At 69.9% G+C, this 16,489-nt stretch carries 16 protein-coding genes; 7 read left to right on the forward strand and 9 right to left on the reverse strand.

Going from position 1 to position 16,489, the window contains the following annotated elements; genetic code table 11:
* Positions 1 to 46: 46 nt before the first annotated feature.
* Genes ACIRG5_RS01510 through ACIRG5_RS01520 form a run of 3 tightly spaced genes read right to left on the reverse strand, consistent with a single transcriptional unit; the run spans position 47 to position 3,053 of the window.
* Positions 47 to 1,390 carry a PEP/pyruvate-binding domain-containing protein gene (locus ACIRG5_RS01510; RefSeq protein WP_402898467.1) on the reverse strand — a complete coding sequence of 448 codons (1,344 nt, stop codon included), beginning with the start codon at positions 1,388 to 1,390 and terminating at the stop codon, positions 47 to 49.
* Positions 1,378 to 1,980, reverse strand: coding sequence for a transcriptional regulator (locus ACIRG5_RS01515; RefSeq protein WP_402898470.1), 603 nt, complete (start codon positions 1,978 to 1,980; stop codon positions 1,378 to 1,380). The genes ACIRG5_RS01510 and ACIRG5_RS01515 overlap by 13 nt, the downstream gene beginning before the upstream one ends.
* Positions 1,977 to 3,053: a TetR family transcriptional regulator gene (locus ACIRG5_RS01520; RefSeq protein ID WP_402898473.1), complete on the reverse strand. Its 1,077-nt coding sequence runs from the start codon at positions 3,051 to 3,053 to the stop codon at positions 1,977 to 1,979. Before ACIRG5_RS01520 ends, ACIRG5_RS01515 begins: the two co-directional genes overlap by 4 nt.
* 158 nt (positions 3,054 to 3,211) lie before the next feature.
* On the opposite strand from ACIRG5_RS01520, the gene ACIRG5_RS01525 reads away from it, so the two are divergent.
* Positions 3,212 to 4,057, forward strand: a complete 846-nt coding sequence (locus ACIRG5_RS01525) for an NAD-dependent epimerase/dehydratase family protein (RefSeq protein ID WP_402898476.1) — start codon at positions 3,212 to 3,214, stop codon at positions 4,055 to 4,057.
* Positions 4,058 to 4,188: 131 nt separating this feature from the next.
* Positions 4,189 to 4,698, forward strand: coding sequence for a LuxR C-terminal-related transcriptional regulator (locus ACIRG5_RS01530; RefSeq protein WP_402898479.1), 510 nt, complete (start codon positions 4,189 to 4,191; stop codon positions 4,696 to 4,698).
* An 18-nt stretch (positions 4,699 to 4,716) separates the two neighbouring features.
* On the opposite strand, the gene ACIRG5_RS01535 is transcribed toward ACIRG5_RS01530, so the two are convergent.
* From ACIRG5_RS01535 to ACIRG5_RS01555, 5 genes are all read right to left on the reverse strand, one after another.
* Complete coding sequence (locus tag ACIRG5_RS01535) at positions 4,717 to 7,035, reverse strand: hypothetical protein (RefSeq protein ID WP_402898480.1); 2,319 nt, start codon at positions 7,033 to 7,035, stop codon at positions 4,717 to 4,719.
* Between the two features lie 201 nt (positions 7,036 to 7,236).
* On the reverse strand, positions 7,237 to 9,597 hold the full coding sequence (locus ACIRG5_RS01540) for a bifunctional salicylyl-CoA 5-hydroxylase/oxidoreductase (RefSeq protein WP_402898483.1): 2,361 nt from the start codon (positions 9,595 to 9,597) through the stop codon (positions 7,237 to 7,239).
* Positions 9,594 to 11,180, reverse strand: coding sequence for an AMP-binding protein (locus ACIRG5_RS01545; RefSeq protein ID WP_402898486.1), 1,587 nt, complete (start codon positions 11,178 to 11,180; stop codon positions 9,594 to 9,596). The genes ACIRG5_RS01540 and ACIRG5_RS01545 overlap by 4 nt, the downstream gene beginning before the upstream one ends.
* Before the next feature lie 25 nt (positions 11,181 to 11,205).
* A complete protein-coding gene (locus ACIRG5_RS01550) occupies positions 11,206 to 12,099 on the reverse strand; it encodes an acyl-CoA thioesterase (RefSeq protein ID WP_402898488.1) in 894 nt (297 codons plus the stop codon).
* Positions 12,096 to 12,578, reverse strand: coding sequence for a cupin domain-containing protein (locus ACIRG5_RS01555; protein WP_402898490.1), 483 nt, complete (start codon positions 12,576 to 12,578; stop codon positions 12,096 to 12,098). The genes ACIRG5_RS01550 and ACIRG5_RS01555 overlap by 4 nt, the downstream gene beginning before the upstream one ends.
* A 40-nt stretch (positions 12,579 to 12,618) precedes the next feature.
* Between ACIRG5_RS01555 and ACIRG5_RS01560 the strand changes: the two genes are divergently transcribed.
* Genes ACIRG5_RS01560 through ACIRG5_RS01570 form a run of 3 tightly spaced genes read left to right on the forward strand, consistent with a single transcriptional unit; the run spans position 12,619 to position 14,815 of the window.
* A complete protein-coding gene (locus ACIRG5_RS01560) occupies positions 12,619 to 13,035 on the forward strand; it encodes a RidA family protein (protein WP_402898493.1) in 417 nt (138 codons plus the stop codon).
* A 58-nt stretch (positions 13,036 to 13,093) separates the two neighbouring features.
* Positions 13,094 to 13,945, forward strand: coding sequence for a fumarylacetoacetate hydrolase family protein (locus ACIRG5_RS01565; protein ID WP_402898496.1), 852 nt, complete (start codon positions 13,094 to 13,096; stop codon positions 13,943 to 13,945).
* Between the two features lie 15 nt (positions 13,946 to 13,960).
* Complete coding sequence (locus ACIRG5_RS01570) at positions 13,961 to 14,815, forward strand: PaaX family transcriptional regulator C-terminal domain-containing protein (protein ID WP_402898498.1); 855 nt, start codon at positions 13,961 to 13,963, stop codon at positions 14,813 to 14,815.
* On the opposite strand, the gene ACIRG5_RS01575 is transcribed toward ACIRG5_RS01570, so the two are convergent.
* A complete protein-coding gene (locus tag ACIRG5_RS01575; RefSeq protein WP_402898501.1) occupies positions 14,812 to 15,312 on the reverse strand; it encodes a M15 family metallopeptidase in 501 nt (166 codons plus the stop codon). The genes ACIRG5_RS01570 and ACIRG5_RS01575 overlap by 4 nt on opposite strands.
* A gap of 110 nt (positions 15,313 to 15,422) precedes the next feature.
* Here ACIRG5_RS01575 and ACIRG5_RS01580 point away from each other — a divergent pair, with 110 nt between their 5' ends.
* Both ACIRG5_RS01580 and ACIRG5_RS01585 read left to right on the forward strand, forming a co-directional pair.
* Positions 15,423 to 15,767 (forward strand): hypothetical protein, encoded by a 345-nt coding sequence (locus tag ACIRG5_RS01580; protein WP_402898504.1) that lies wholly within the window; start codon positions 15,423 to 15,425, stop codon positions 15,765 to 15,767.
* A gap of 14 nt (positions 15,768 to 15,781) precedes the next feature.
* On the forward strand, positions 15,782 to 16,267 hold the full coding sequence (locus ACIRG5_RS01585) for a glutathione peroxidase (protein WP_319974899.1): 486 nt from the start codon (positions 15,782 to 15,784) through the stop codon (positions 16,265 to 16,267).
* Positions 16,268 to 16,489 lie beyond the last annotated feature (222 nt).

The following is a 16,489-nucleotide window of genomic DNA, read 5'->3' on the forward strand; positions in this document are numbered from 1 at the left end:
CCAGAACGCGCGCCGCGGTGCTCACCAGCCCGCCAACAGCGAACGATCAGCCCGGCCGCCGACTCCGAAGCACGGCCTGTGCGGCGACGAGGCGTTCCGACTCGCCGCGCTCCGACCGGTCCCCCGACACCTCGTCCGCCCAGCCGAGCAGCCGGTGCAGATGAAGATCCTCAGCCGCCGTCACGACGCGAGGCCGACCGAGAGCGACCTCGCCGCCGGTCCCGTCGATGCTGATCAGCTCTCCCACCCCGACAACGCGCCCGCCCACCGTCACCGACTCGGCGCCGACCACGAGATCGACCACCCCCACGACGGCGGGCTTGCCCATCGACCGCGCGACCACCGCGGCATGGCTGGCCGGACCGCCCCGCGCCGTGACGATGCCGGTGGCCGCCGCCAAGCCGCGGATGTCGGCCGGTGACGTCTCCGGCCGCACCAGAACCACCGGGCCGTCGGCCGCCATGCGGACCGCCTCGTCGGCCGTGACCGCCACCCGGCCCGACGCCACTCCCGGGCACACGCCCAGTCCGCGCGCGATGACGTCGGCATCCGGGGCGATCCGGGACGTGCGCACGTGCTGGAGGTGCTGGGGCGAGACGCGAAGGAGTGCCTCGGCACGGTCGATCAGGTGCTCGTCGGCGAGGTCGGTGGCCAGGCGGACGGCGGCGGCTCCGGTGAAACGGCCCGGCCTCACCTGCAGCAGCCACAGCTCGCCCGACTCGTAGGTGAACTCCACGTAGCAGGCGTCGCGGTAGTGCTGTTCCAGGCGGCGCAGTGCGGCCAGGAGTCCCTGCCACACCAGTGGTTCGCGGTCGGCCAGATCGCGGACGGGGTGGGTGAGCGAGCGGCCGGAGACCACGTCGGAGCCCTGGTGGCCGAAGAGGACTTCGCCGAACGGGACGTTGGCGCCGGTGTCGGGATCGCGGCTGAAGGCGACTCCGGAGCCGCTGTGATCGTCGCGGTCGCCGAACACCATTTGCTGCACGACCACGGCGGTGCCCAGGTCGTGCGGGATGCCGTGCAGGGTGCGGTAGGTGCGGGCGCGAGGTGTGTCCCACGACGCGAACACCGACTTCAGCGCCTCGTCGAGAGCCTCGGGAGTGGGGTGCAGGTTGAGGATCGTGTCCATCATGCCGGGCATCGACACGGCTGCGCCGGAGCGCACCGAGACCGACGCGCCCAGTGTGTCGACGGCGGTTGCCAGCTCTTCGCGCAAGCCGGCGGGTAGCCGGCCGTCGCGGAGGAAGGCGCGGCAGGCCTCGGTGGTGACGACGACGCCGGCGGGCACCGGCAGGCCGAGGCGGTGCAGCAGCACGAGGCCGTGAGCCTTGCCTCCCACTACTTCCGGCGGTTCGTCGAGCGCTGCGGAGAGGTGTCTCACCCAGACCATCGGGCGATTCCCAGCGTGGCGAGCAGGTCCTCGTGCAGCTCGGCCCACACCGTGTGGAACGAGTCGATCGTGTCGGCCAGGTGCTCCAGCTTCCCCGCCTGCGCACGGGCCAGAGCGAGAGCCAGGCGTGGTTCGTAGCGGGCGAACCTCGGGACGGCTGCGGTCAGTGCGGCGATGACCACTACGGCGCGGGCGTGGAAGTCAGCGAACAAGGCGAGTACTCGGGCGTCGTAGGCGGTGTCGGTGTGGTCGTTGACGACGCCGTCGACGGAACGGACCTGCCACGCCGTGCAGAGGTCCAGCAGTTCGGGGTTGAGCACGAGGAACGCGTCGAACGCCTCGGACAGCGCGGGGCGGGTGCCGGCCGACTCCAGCTCGGCCTTGATGCCGGACGCGTCGGCGGCCCGGCCGGACTCGGTCAACGCCCAGCCGCCGAAGCCCTTGTGGTGCGCGACGAGACCGGCGACCGCGAGATCGATCAGCTCGGACTCCACTTCGGACTCTTCCAGCCCCGTGAACGACGCCACGCGGGTGAGTCCGGTGGTGCCGACGCAACGCAACGCGTGCAACACCAACAGGTTCGTGCTCACGACGTCGCCTCCCGCCTGCGCGCACCGGCCGCATGGCCCGCGCCGCGCCCATCAGCTCGGGCGACGATCACGCCGTCGCGCACGCTGACGGCGGACTCCGTGTCGTCGCCGGGATCCGTGAGGCCGATCGACGACGCCACCAGCGCGCCGTCGTCGAGCACCAGCCGGACGTGCGGCCAGGCCTCCGGCGCGAACACCCTGCGCAGGCACCCGACGGCATCGCTCACCCGGAGCCGGACGAGGCGGCCGGTCTCCTCCGCGTCGCCGGTGACGACGACCACCGTGACCTGTTCGCCGGACTTCCCGGACCGGACGGCTTCCTCCGCCGCAGCCAGGCGCCCCGCGCCCAGCACCACCACGAGACCGTCCGAGAGGTCGACCTCGTCACCGCTGATCTGGTCCACGAGACCTTCGGGGGCGGTCCAGGCGTCCGCGCACGTCCGTGCCGGAGCGACGTAGGGCAGGTGCGGAGGAGCCCAGGTGTCCTTCAGGTCGATCGTGCCCAGGTGCCGGCACGCGTGCGCCACGTCGAACGGGTCGCCGAACCCCGGCGACGTCTCGGCCCGGTGCCCCGCCCCGTCGAGCAGCGTCAGCACCAGCTCGGCCAGCCGCACCTGCCGGACCGGCGCACCGCGTTCCAGGGCGATGGCCAGCAGCAACGCCTCCAACCGCGCCAACTGTGCCAGCACCGCCGGACCGTGCTCGTCCTCGAACACGCCGTCCAGCGAACGCAACTGCAGCCGCCCGCCCGGTGCCGAGTCGCCCACCAGCGGCAGCCGTTCGAGCCAGACCCTCGCGAACACGCCCAGCGCGTCGACCCTCGACGACGGCGACACGGACGCCCGCGGCTCGCCGGAGGCGCCCTTCTCGATCTGGTCGATCAGCACGGCCAGGTACAGGGCCCGTTTGCTCGGGAAGTTCGAGTACACCGCGCCGCGCGTCAGCTCCGCCCGCTCGGCGATCCGGTCGACCTTGGCAGGCACGAAACCGTGCTCCGCGAACTCCTCCCTCGCCGCCGCCAGCACCGCGGCACGCGTGCGCGCCTGCTGCTGCACCCGAGTCAGCCGAACCATCGCCACTCCCGCCGAATGCATTTGGGATGTTCTCATCATCCAGATTACCCGAACCTTCGAGTGCGATGCCCTGCGGGTATGAGGGACGACCTGGCAGGTCTTGGACGGTCCGCCGAACTCCGCAGAGGCTGGAGGCACCACGAAGGAAGGAAATCGCCATGAAGGTGTTCATCACCGGGGCCTCCGGCTACATCGGCAAGGCCGCGGTCGCGGCTCTCCTGCGCCACGGGCACGTCGTCGAGGCACTCGCCCGCACCGACACGTCAGCGGCGGCCGTGCGCGAGACCGGAGCGACGCCGGTGAGCGGCGGACTGTCCGATCTGGACGTCCTCACCGCCGCCGCGAGCCGCGCGGACGCCGTCATCCACCTCGCGCAGGCCGACAGTGCCGAGGCCGACCTCGCCGCCGCCACCGCGATGCAGGACGGCATCGGCGCGGGCACGTACGTCCACACCGGCGGGACCTGGGTCTACGGCGACACCGACGGCATCGCCGACGAGGACGCCGCCTGGAACCCGCCGTCGATCGTCGCGTGGCGCAAGGGCGTCGAGGAGAAGGTCCTCCCACGTGGCAGGTCGGTCGTGATCAGGCCCGGTCTGCTGTACGGCGGCGAGAACCGCCTGATCGACATCTTCTTCACCCGGCCCGGCAGGGAACGCGGCGCGATCGCCTACCTCGGCGACGGCACGAACCACTGGTCGCTCGTGCACGTCGACGACCTCGCGGAGTTGTACGTCGCAGCTCTGAACGCCAAAGCCGGCTCGGTGTACAACGGCGTCGGCGGAGTGGACCCGACCACGTACGAGATCGCCACCGCGATCAGCCATGGAGCCGGCCTGGAGGGCAAGACCGTCTCGCTCTCCCTCGACGAGGCCCGCGCGCAGATGGGTCCGATCGCGGACGCGTTCGCGCTGGACCAGCGATTCACCCCGGCACGCGCCCAGGCCGAACTCGGCTGGACGCCCCGGCACACCGATCCGCTGGCGATCTTCGCGCAGGGCTGATCAGAGCGGCTTCGGCGCGTTCTCCAGCCTGAGAACACGGCGGCGATCAGGCGCCGCCCCTGGGCCACGCCGATGTCGTTGTTCGGGACGCGCCGGAGGAAGCTCATCAGCCTGATGATGTCCGCGGGGTCATGACCAGGCGCGATCGCGCCCTCGGCCGCGCAGGCGTCGACGAGCTTCGTGACCGCCGCGGTGGCCAGCCCCCAGGACGCCCGGACCATCTCCTGGGCCGCCCCGCTGTGCAGCGTGTCGCCGAGGCCGCGCTTGAGGCGGATGTAGACCGACAACATCTCGGACCACTCCACGAACGCGGCCTTCTCCGACGGGTTGCGGGGCCGGCACCTCGTCGGCGGCGCCGGTCACGCGCGTCGCCGCCGGTCGCCCGGCGCTCGACCCGGAGGTGGTGGGCAGGCTGCTCGGCCGGCCCGCCACCGGGTCACTCACCCCGCGCGAAACGCGAGGTCCTCGGGCTGATGGCCGAGGGCTGTGCGAACGTCGCGATCGCGCGGCGGCTCTGGCTCACCGAACGCACGGTCGAGACCCACATCGGCAGCATCATGGCCAAGCTGGGGCCGGCCGCCGACGTGGAGGAGCACCGCCGGGTGCCGGCCGTCCTGACCTGTCTGGCCGAGTTCGGCTGATGCTCCTCCACTGACGACTCAGCCCAGCACGCAGAGCAGCGAACAGGCCTTCGCGGACGACCAGTCGCTGTACACGCGCGTCCCGTTGACCGGCGTGTACTTCGCCTTCGCCTTGTTGGTCAAGGGGAACAGCGACAGCAGCGCGTAGGTCGAACAGTGGACCTGCTTCGACTCACCGGGCTGCAGCGTGAACGGCCCGGTCTGGCAGGCCGGTTCCACGTCATCGACCAAGTGGGCGTCGACGATCGCGACCGGGCCGTTGTTCGTCACGGTGATCCGCCAGTACGCCGTGGCGTTCAGCAGGCCGAGAACGCCCACGGGCGCTTGCTTCAGCCACGGGCCAGAACCGCCCGCCTTGCAGTTGGCGGGTGTGTACGAACCGCAGATCTCCTTGTTCACCACCACGTTCGGCATGCATCCCGCACCCGGTGCGACCTGGCGGGTCACCGTGTTGGACGAGAACGCGCCGGTCGCGTCGGTTCCGTTCGCCGTGTTCGCGACGGACGTGACCGCGCACTCCGCGGAAATGGTGGTGCGGAAGCACACCTGCGGCGCGTCGCCGTTGAACTCCACGGCCAGTGACGGCTGGTTGCCGCCACCGAAGTCCGCGGCGTTGTTCAGCACCAGCGACGCCGTGAGCGTCAGCGAGGCCGCCGTGACGCCGGTCAGGTCGACCGTCCCGTCAGGGGCCAAACCCGGTACGGTGACGGGGTTTCCGCCACCGTCCACGGCCTTCACTGTGGACGCGCCGAGGTTCACGTTCGCCGGTGTCACGCCGACGAGCCGCGCCTTGGTGTAGGTGGTGGTGTGCGGTTTGCCGTCGCAGTAGAACTGCGCGGGGTTGAGCGACACGGAGGCGCCACTGCGTACGCACGGCGACGCCCCCGTGTCAGGATCCATCGAGAACAGCACGCCCGCGTCACCCAGGCCGAGCAGACAGCCGGTGGGAGCGTCATAGGCGTAGCCGTAATCCCTGGTGTTGCCGTTGTTGACGGTTGGGTGGGTGATGCGCGAGGGCACGCCGGCGCACGACGTCCCGGTGCTCCAGTCGTGGCAGACCGTCGCGCCGATGTACGGGCCACCCCAGATGCCGAAGTAGCTGCGCACGCGGTCGCCGGTGCGGACCACCTCCGGAGTGAACACCAGGGTGTTGCTCTCCAGTCCGGTCACGCCGTTGGGCAGAGGCGAACCGTCGACGGCGTAGCAGGTGGTGACGTTCGTGGCGCCGGCCGTGCTCGCACACGCACCGGTCTCCGCACCCGTTGTGCCGTAAGCGGTGAAGGCGTTGTACTGGTAGTTGGCCGCGGGCCCGAGCGGTTTCGGCGACGGCCAGCCGGCGCAGGCGCTCGTCGTACCGGGGTCGAAGCAACCCATCACCGGGGTACCGCTGTTCATGTTGGACGACGACGCGAACAGCTTTCCTCCGGCGACGGCCAGCGCGCCCAGGTAGTAGCCGCCATGGTTGGTGAACGGCACGATCGGCGCGTAGGGCTGGCCCCCGCACGCGCTCTGCGAAGCGGGCGTCCAGCACAGCACCTGGCCGGAGTTCGCCACGCCGTAGAGGTTTCCACCGATCTGGACGAGTCCCGCCATCTCGAACGTCTGCCCGGACCGGTTCGTCAACGGCCAGTAGCCGCAGTTGCCGGGCGCGGCCAGGTCGAGACAGCCGACACCGATCGACGAGGCCGTGACCGCCGAGTAGTACACGCGGGCGGGGTTCGCCGAGTCGCGGACGTACTGCGGCGCCATGGGACTGGCGATGTCGCCGGTGTTGCCCGTGCCGAACGGACCGGATGCCGTGTTGAGCGGTTTCGGCCACGGACCGCCCGCGCACAGCGCGTTGGTCGTGAGGTCGGTGCACACCAGCTTCGGGGCCGCGGCGGCCGAGTGGTGGTAGACGTTCCACGCCTGCAGGCGGCCGTCCGGCGTGCGCTGCAGGATCGGGGTGAAGCCGTCACCGCCGGTCGAGCTCGCACTGGCCTGCACGGGTGGGGTGAGCAGGCTGGACAACGCCTTGCCACCGTTGCGCACGTTGGGGTTCGTGGCGGTGACCGGGTTGCCCTCGGTGCCGGTCCAGCCCGGCGGCACCTGCAGCGAACCGGCCAGGAGGGTCTGGCCGGGGCCGATGGGGTCGGTGATCGTGGCGGCACCGTTGGCGCCGTTCGCATAGGACACGACCCAGGTGGCGTTGTCGCCGTGGGAGGCGGGATCGGACACGCCCTGCACGGACTTGGTGAGCGTGGAAACGGGTGGCTGGGCGGCCACGGGCACGGCGGCCGTGAGCGTGCTGCCAGCGAGCACGCCCGCTAGCAGCATTGCCGGCAAACGTCTTCGCACGAGCAGGTCCCTTCAGCGGTGGCGGAGTTCGGGAAACTGACCGCCGACGCTAGGGATCGCGCCCGTGCTCGAAAAACCCCCTCACCCGCGTGCGTGGGAGGTCTGCCCCATCAGACCAATGCGGATGCTAGGAACATGTGACCGGACAAGAGATTCCAATTCATAGCCGAATGAAGTTTCACCTGAACGCGGTCGATGTGCCTATCGGAGAACCGAATGCTCGCGATGCGGCGTCCAGCGCAGGTGGACGTTGCGGTCCGGTGGGTCCGCCCGCAGCAGCGACAACCTCGGCCGGACGGCGTCGGTGCGCGCCGACGGCGGTTTGCGGCTGCCCGCCCGGTACTGGACCGGCCACTCGGCGCGAAAGTCCTGTTCCGCGGCCGCGTGCAGGGTCCAGTGCGGGTCGTAGAGGTGCGTGCGGCCGAGCGCGCACAGGTCGGCGCGACCCGCCAGGAGGATGGAGTTGACGTCGTCGTACGAGGCGATGGCGCCCACCGCGATCACAGCGGCCCCGGTGACCTCGTGGCGGATCCGGTCGGCGAACGGTGTCTGGTAGCTGCGACCGTACGCCGGGCGCTCGTCCGCCGTGACCTGACCGGTGGAGACGTCGATCGCGTCGGCGCCGTGAGCGATGAACGCGCGGGCGATCTCCACGGCGTCGTGCTCGGTGTTGCCGCCGTCGACCCAGTCGGTCGCGGAGATGCGCACGATCATCGGCCGTTCCGCGGGCCACACCGCGCGGACCGCGTCGAACACCTCCAAGGGGAACCGCAGGCGGTTGCTCAAGGAGCCGCCGTACTCGTCAGTGCGCTGGTTCGCGATCGGCGAGAGGAACGACGACAGCAGGTAGCCGTGCGCGCAATGCAGTTCGAGCAGGTCGAAGCCCGCTTCGGCACCGCGTCGCGCCGCCGCCACGAATTCGGCGGTGATCCGCTCGCGGTCGACTTCGCCCGGGACGGCGTTCCCAGGGCCGTACGGCAGCGGTGACGGGCCGACGACGTCCCAGTTGTCCTCGGGCAGCGGCTCGTCCATGCCCTCCCACATCAGGCGGGTCGAGCCCTTGCGGCCGGAGTGGCCCAACTGGAGACCGATGCGGGCGGTGCTCCGCTCGTGTGCGAACGACACGATCCGCGCCCACGAGTCGCGTTGCTCGTCGGTCCACAGACCGGTGCAGCCCGGCGTGATGCGTCCTTCCGGCGAGACGCAGACCATCTCGGTCATCACCAGTCCCGCGCCGCCCATGGCCTTCGAGCCCAGGTGGACGAGGTGGAAGTCGCCCGGCACGCCGTCGACGGCCGAGTACATGTCCATCGCCGAGACGATCACGCGGTTCTTGAGTTCCAGTTGTCCCAGGCGGAACGGCTGGAACATCGCCGGCGCCGTGGTCGGAAGTCCTTGGGAGGCGGCGAAAGCGGCGTCGACGCGGTCGGCGAACTCCGAGTCGCGGGTGCGGAGGTTGTCGTAGGTGATGCGGCGGGACCGGGTGAGCAGGTTGAAGCAGAACCTCGTCGGCTCCTGGCCGGCGTACATGCCGATGTTCTCGAACCATTCCAGGGACGCCTGGGCGGCACGCTGCGTCGACTCCACGACGGGTCGGCGCTCGGTCTCGTAGGCCGTCAGCGCGGTCTCGACGTCGCGATGTTCGTGCAGGCACGCGGCGAGGGCGAGCGAGTCCTCCATCGCGAGCTTGGTGCCGGAGCCGATCGAGAAGTGCGCGGTGTGCGCGGCATCGCCGACCAGGACGAGGTTTCCGTCGTGCCAGCGCTCGTTGCGCACGGTGGTGAAGCTGAGCCACTTCGAGTTGTTGGCGAACACCTGATGGCCGGACAGTTCCTCGGCGAACAGCTCACGGACCCGCTCGACGGCGCGTTCGTCGGACGCACCCGGCGGGAACTCCTCGCCGGTGTCGAAACCGGCGCGGCGCCAGACGTCCTCGTGCATCTCGACGATGAACGTGGAACCGCTGTCGGAGTAGGGATAACCGTGGACCTGCATGGTCCCCCACGGGGTGTCCTTGATGAAGAACTGGAACGCCTCGAAGACCAGGTCCGTACCGAGCCACATGTACTTGTTGCGACGCGGGTCCACAGTGGAGTGGAAGACGTCAGAAGACCGCCGCACCACCGAGTTCACGCCGTCCGCGCCAACCACCAGGTCGTACGACTCGCGCAGGACGTCGACAGCGGGCGCGGGAGTCGAGAAGTGCACGACCACGCCGAGATCGCGGCACCGTTGCTGGAGCAGGCCGAGCAGCTCCTTGCGACTCATCGCCGCGAACCCCTGCCCGCCGACGGTGTGGCTCTCGCCGCGGTAGTGGATGTCGATGTCCGTCCAACGCGCGAACCGGCGCGCCATGGCGTCGGCGAACTCCGGGTCGGCGTTCTCGATCCCGCCGAGCGTCTCGTCGGAGAACACCACGCCGAAGCCGAACGTGACGTCGGATGCGTCGCGTTCCCAGATGGTGACGTCATGCGCGGGGTCGAGCTGCTTCATCAGCGCGGCGAAGTAGAGGCCACCGGGCCCACCGCCGACGATGGCGATCCTTTGGGGAGCGACCTTCATGACGGCACCTCGTCCTCGACGATCTTGCGGAGCGTGAAGCGCTGCAACTTGCCGCTGGCGTTGCGCGGCAACGACGTGCGGAACCGCACCTCGCGCGGGTACTTGTACGGCGCGATGGTCCGCTTCACGTGGTCCTGGATCTCGCGCGCCTTGGCGTCGTCCCCCAGCGTGCCGTCGCGCAGCACCACGAACGCGCACACGACCGAGCCGCGTTCGTCGTCGGGTTTGGCGACGACGGCGGATTCCAGCACGTCCGGATGGGTGTCGATGGCCTCCTCGACCTCCGGGCCGCCGATGTTGTAACCGGATGACACGATCATGTGGTCGCTTCTGGCGTGGTAGTGGAAGTAGCCGTCCTCGTCGCGGTGGAAAACGTCACCGGTGACGTTCCAGCCGCTCACCACGTAGTCCTTCTGCCGCTCGTCGTCGAGGTAGCGGCAGCCGACCGGGCCGATCACGCCGAGTCGTCCCGGCTCTCCAGGGCCCAGTTCCTCGCCGTCGGGACCGAGCACGGTGGCGCGGTAGCCCGGCACCGGCCGGCCGGTGGAGCCGGGCCGGATGTCGTCGCCGGCGGCGGAGATGAAGATGTGCAACAACTCCGTGGCACCGATGCCGTCGATCACCCTCAGTCCGAGCCGGTCGTGCAGCCGTCGCCAGGTCTCCTGCGGGATGTGTTCGCCGGCCGACACCGCGATCCGCAGTCCGGCGAGTTTTCCTTCCGTGCCATCGCGCAGGATCGCCTTGTACGCCGTGGGCGCCGTCGCGAGCACCGTGACTCCGTGTTCCTCCACCAGATCCGCGACCTGGGCGGGCGTGGCCGCCTCGGTCAGGAACGCGCAGGCACCGGCCCGCAACGGGAAGACGACGAGCATGCCCAGGCCGAACGTGAACGCGAACGGCGCCGTGCACGCGACGAGGTCGTTCTCGGTCAGCCGCAGCACGTGCCGGCCGAAGGTGTTGTCGATGGACAGGACGTCGCGGTGGAAGTGCGCGGTGATCTTGGGCGAGCCGGTGCTGCCGGACGTCGGCGCCAGCAGAGCCACGTCGTCGGCAGCCGTGTCCACCGCGGTGAACTCCCCCGGCTTGACCGCGGCGAGCACCTGGAGGTCGTCGTACGCGACCACGGTCAGCGACGGCAGGGCTTGAACGTCCTCCGCGAACCGCTGGTCCACCAAGGCGATCGCCGGACGGGTCCGCTCGACGATCGGCTCGAGTTCACGGGTGCGCAGCGCGGCCATCGTCGTCACGACCACACCACCCGCCTTGAGGACGCCGAGCCACGCGGCGACGGTCCACGGGGTGTTGGGCGAGCGCAGCAGAACCCGTTGCCCCGCGACGAGACCGAAGTCCTCGATCAGCACCTGCGCAATCTGGTTGGCACGCGTCCGCAGCTCGCCGTAGGACCAGACCTCGCCGGCGGGCGTGCGCAACGCCGCACGGTCGGCGCCGTACTTCGCCGCCGGGACGTCGATCAGCTCGGTGGCGGCGTTGAGGCGGTCCGGGTACTGGAGCTCCGGCGTCGTGAACTCGATCGTCGGCCATAACGCCGCGGGTGGGAGGTGATCGCGAGCGAAGGTGTCCATGGTGAGTCCTTCCGCGGGCGGCGGGTCAGGAAGCGCGGATCATGCCCTCCTGGGCAACGGTGGCGAGGTGCTGCTGATCGCGGGTGAAGAAGCGGCCGTGGCCCAGTCCCCTGCCCGCGTCGGCGGCGACGGCTTCCTGGACGTAGAGCAGCCAGTCGCCGATCGGACCCTCGCGGTGGAACCACATCGAGTGGTCGAGGCTCGCGGTGACGAGTCCCGGCCGGGCCCACGGCAGGTCGAGCACACGCAGGACGGGCTCCAGGATCGTGTAGTCGCAGACGTAGGCGAGCGCCGCGAGGTCCCGTTGGGCGTCGGTGAGTCCGTCGACCGGGCGCAGCGGGTCGAACGGCTTGATCCACACGGCCTGGTGCGGCACCTTCTCGCCCTCGACCGCGAGGTAGACCGGGCCGGGCACGTGCCGCATGTCGAAGCTGCGGCCACCCGCCCAGTACGCCTTCGACTCCTCGGTCATCGACCCGCCGGCGCGTTCGGCGAGGAAGTCCGCCGAACTGGGCAACTCCTCGGGACCGGGCAGGTCGTCGGTGAACTCGGCTCGGAAGCTGCCGCCTGGCTCGCCCGCGGCGAAGTTGGCCAGGCAGACGTAGAGGGGCTTGCCGTTCTGGTAGCCGCGGACCTGCCGGGTGCTGTAACCGCGGCCGTCGCGCAGCAGTTCCACCTCGTAGCGCACCTGCGCGCCGATGTCGGCCGGGCGCAGGAAGTAGCTGTGCATCGAGTGCAGCGTCTTGCCGTCGGTGACCGAACGCATGGCGGCGGCCGCCGCGGCGGCGACCAGGTCCCCGCCGTAGGCCTTGGGCCACGGGCAGGGCTGGGTGACGGCCGTGAAGGCGAGATCGAAGTGCTCCGGCTCGGCCTTCTCGAGCGTGATGGCCTCGGTGAAGACCGCCGAGGTCGGGCTCATCGGGTCAGCCAGTCGCGCAGTTCGGCGTCCGGGACGTCGTCGAGGTTCACGACGATGTTCTCCGGCGTCCGCGTGGTCATCCACGTCAGCGGGTTGTTGCGGTCGAGGTTGCACTCGATGTGCGGCATGAACGGCGGGACGAACACCCAGTCGCCCTCCTCCATGTCGAGGTAGTCCTCGAACTTCTCCCCGAAGTAGATCCGCGCGCGGCCCGACAGCACGTACCCGCCGGTCTCGGCCTCGCCGTGGTGGTGGGAGACCGAGCGGTAGCCGGGCTCGTTGGTGACCTTGCCGAACCACAACCGCGTGGCCGGGGTGTGCTGGATGCTCACGCCCGAGATCCGGATCGCGCCACCGGAGTTCGCGGTGTCCGGGTTCTCGGCGCCGCCGCGCGTCACGACCGGCGCGACCAGTCCGCTGGGCAGCCGGTACATCGAGTTGTCGCCTTCGAGCCGGTACTTGCTGAGGTCGGGCTCCATATATCGCATTCTTCACCGTCGTCAGATATTGTCAATACGCATGAGGCCCGTAGCAGTGAACCCGGCCAGCCTGCCCGCCCCGAGCGGGTACTCCCACGGAACGCTCGCCGGAAACACCCTCCACCTGGGCGGGCAGACCGCCCTGGACGCCGACATGAAGATCGTTCCCGGCGGCATCGTCGAGCAGTTCCGCCAGGCGTTCGGCAACGTGCTGACGACGTTGCGCGCGGCGGGTGGCGAGCCGGAAGACCTGGTCAGCATCACGATCTACCTCACCGACATCCCGGACTACCAGGCGCACGGCAGGGAGATCGGCAAGGTGTGGCGCGAGCTCGCCGGGCCCGTCTACCCGGCCATGGCCGGCATCGGCTGCACGGCGTTGTGGCAGCCAGAGGCCCTCATCGAGATCCTCGGCGTCGCCGTGATCCCGGAGGACCGGCTGGTCAGGCCCAGCTGAATCGATAGCGTTTTCATGATCTACGAAACATGAACGCGATATTCAGGGAGGTTCACGGGTGAGGCTGGCTTCAGTGACCGTCGACGGCGTGCGTCGTGGCGGCGTCGTGGACGGTGAGTCGATCGCGCTGTTGTCGTGCACGGTCGACGACGTCGTGCGGGGCGCCCCTGTCGAAACCGCCGAGGTGCTGCCGTTGGCTGACGTGCGGCTGGAATCGCCGTTGCACCGCTTCAACCGCGACATCCTGTGCACGGGCTGGAACTACTGGGACCACTTCGAGGAGTCGAAGGGCAAGCGCGAGGGACAGGATCCGGTGGAGCGGCCGCTGCGGCCCACGTTCTTCACCAAGGGCCCGGACACCGTCATCGGACCTTCCGACGGCATCGCCTACGACCCCTCGTTGTCGCAGAAGTGGGACTACGAGGCCGAGATCGCGATGGTCATCGGGCGCGACGGCCGGTCGATCCCGGAGGAGAAGGCGCTGGACCACGTGTTCGGCTTCCTCGTCGCCAACGACGTCTCGCAGCGCGACCTGCAACGCGCGCACGGCGGCCAGTGGCTCAAGGGCAAGAGCCTCGACGCCACCATGCCGCTCGGCCCGTGGCTGACCACCGTCGACGAGATCCACGACCTCGGAGGGTTCCGGGTGCAGTGCGAGGTCAACGGCGTGCTGCTGCAGGACGCGACCAGCGCGCAGATGGCGTTCTCGTTCGCCCAGATCATCGCCGAGCTCAGCCACGGCATGACCCTGCGCGCCGGGGACGTGATCCTGACCGGCACGCCCAGCGGCGTCGGCAACGCCCGCGAGCCTCAACTCTTCCTGCGCGACGGAGACGTCGTCGTGACGCGGGTCAGCGGGCTGGGCGAGCTGCGCAACACCGTCACGCTGACCGATCTCGGCGCGCGTTAAGCTCGGTCGATCGAGATGAGGGAGAGGGCACTGAACGTCGCGGACATGACCGTGGAAGCCGCGGCTCCCGCCGGGCGCGACCGGCTCGGCCCGCTCATCATCACGATCTTCGGCCTCTACGCGCGTGGCGAGCACAACTGGCTGTCCGTGGCTTCCGTCGTGCAGCTCATGGCCGATCTCGGCGTCGAGAGCCAGGCCGCGCGCTCGTCGATCTCCCGCCTGAAGCGTCGTGGCGTGGTCCGCGCCGAACGCCGCGACGGCGCCGGCTACGCCCTCGCCGAAGCCACCCTGGAAACGCTGGCCGAGGGCGACACCCGGATCTTCGAACGCCGCCGCGCGACCGCCGAGGACGGCTGGCTCGTGGTCGTGTTCTCCGTGCCCGAGTCCGAACGCGAGAAGCGCCACGCCCTGCGCACCAGCCTCACCCAGCTGGGCTTCGGCACCACGGCGCCCGGCGTGTGGATCGCACCCGGCAACCTCGCCACCGAGACCCGCCGCACCCTCGAACGCCGCGGGTTGTCCGAGTACGTGGACATCTTCAGCGGCCACCACTTCGCGTTCGGCGACCTGCGCTCAAAAGTGCGCGCGTGGTGGGACCTCGACGAGCTGACGGACCTGTACGCGGACTTCCTGCGCCGCCACCGGCCCGTCCTCGACGCCGGGGTGCTGTCACCGGAGCAGGCCTTCCAGACGTACGTGCCGATGCTGACCGCGTGGCGGCGGCTGCCCTACAGCGACCCCGGGCTCCCCCTGTCCCTGCTGCCTCCCGGCTGGAACGGCGTGACCGCGGAAGCCCTGTTCGAGCAGCTCAACACCACTTTGAGCGCACCGGCCCGCGAGCACGCCCTGGCCGTCATCCACGGGCGCTAGGTGGACTGCGGCTGCGGGCACTGGCCGCCAGGAGTCGTGAGCAGCTCGAAGTGCCACATCTCGTTGGCGTAGGCCTGGCACAACCCGTAGTCCGCGCCGTGCTGGATGAGCCAGTCGTCGGCGTTCGTAGGTCCGATGTCGATCGCCTTGCCCGTGACGTGCGCCGACTTCTCCGGCGGGAGCACCCACCGCCGGGCCTCCTCCTCACTGCGGTACAGCTCGACGGCCTCGTCCAGCAGCCGCCGCTGGTACTCGGCGCTGCGCCAGCCCGACGTCACCCGCAGCTCCACCCCGGCGAGCTTCGCGTCCGCCGCGGCCTTCCGCATCGCCGTCAGCAGCGCGGGGTCGAGCTTCGCGATGGCGGCGTGCTCGCCGTCGTCCAGCGAGATGCTCTCGTTCTTCGGGATGCTGCCGTCCTCGGTCACCCGCACCTGCGCGCTCGTGGACCGCGGCCCTGCGGGTGTGCAGGCCGTCACCATCACGAGCAGGAGCGCCATCCAACTTCCTTTACCAGCCACGACTTCGACTCTGACGCGGCGATGTCGCCGGACGGCCAGCGGAATGTGCTCGTTGTGCAACGAACCGCCGACTGGGTAGAACGGTGATCATGACGTCACGGATCACCGTCTGCCGGGGTTGCTGCTGCGGCACCGAGCGCAAGCACCCCGAGGTCGACCACGACCGCCAGCTCCAGGCGCTGCGCGCGAAGCTCGCGGACGTCCGGGTCGCCGACTGCCTGGACGCGTGCGAGGTGTCGAACGTGGTCGTGGTGCAGCCCAGCCCCGCCGCACGGGGCGCGGGGGCCAAGCCGGTGTGGGTCGGGTCCGTGCTGGACGACGACGCGGTGCGGGGCGTGATCGACTGGGTGGACGCGGGCGGACCGGGACTCGCCGCTCCCCCACCCTCGGTGAGCACGCGGATCGTGCCCGCTCCCGGCCCCAAGAAGACATGAACTACGTTGGTGGCATGGAGATCTACGACATCCCGGTGCACACTCTCGCGGGCGAGCCCGGCGACCTGAGCGCGTTGCGGGGCAAGGTGACGCTCGTCGTCAACGTCGCATCGAAGTGCGGCCTCACCCCGCAGTACGCGGGTCTGGAGCGGCTGCAGGAGAAGTACGGGACCGAAGGTTTCTCCGTGGTCGGCTTCCCGTGCAACCAGTTCATGGGCCAGGAGCCGGGCACGTCCGAGGAGATCGCCACGTTCTGCTCGGCCACCTACGGGGTGTCGTTCCCCCTGTACGAGAAGATCGAGGTCAACGGCCCCGGTCAGCACGCCGTCTACCAGGAGCTCACGAAGCACGCCGACGCCGACGGCACCGCCGGTGACGTGCAGTGGAACTTCGAGAAGTTCCTCGTCTCGCGTGACGGGCAGGTCCTCGCCCGGTTCCGCCCGCGCACCGAGCCCGAGGACGCCTCGATCACCGAGGCGATCGAGGCCGCCCTGCGTTGAGCGGCCGCGGACCGGCCACGCAGGTCCGCCCTGGACGTCCACAGTGGAATCGCGCTGAGCCGCGGCACCGCCGTTCGGGGCACTGGGTGAGCGCCGGCAATCTCGGCCTGCTCGACCAGGTGAAGGCGCTGAGGCCGGTCCACGACGACATCGCAGGTTCGGCGGGATTCGGCCGCCGAACCGGCGTTCGGCGCAGCACTCGAGGAAGGTCTGTTCGCGAGC

The organism is Lentzea sp. NPDC102401 (assembly GCF_044765805.1).
Classification (GTDB): domain Bacteria; phylum Actinomycetota; class Actinomycetes; order Mycobacteriales; family Pseudonocardiaceae; genus Lentzea; species Lentzea sokolovensis.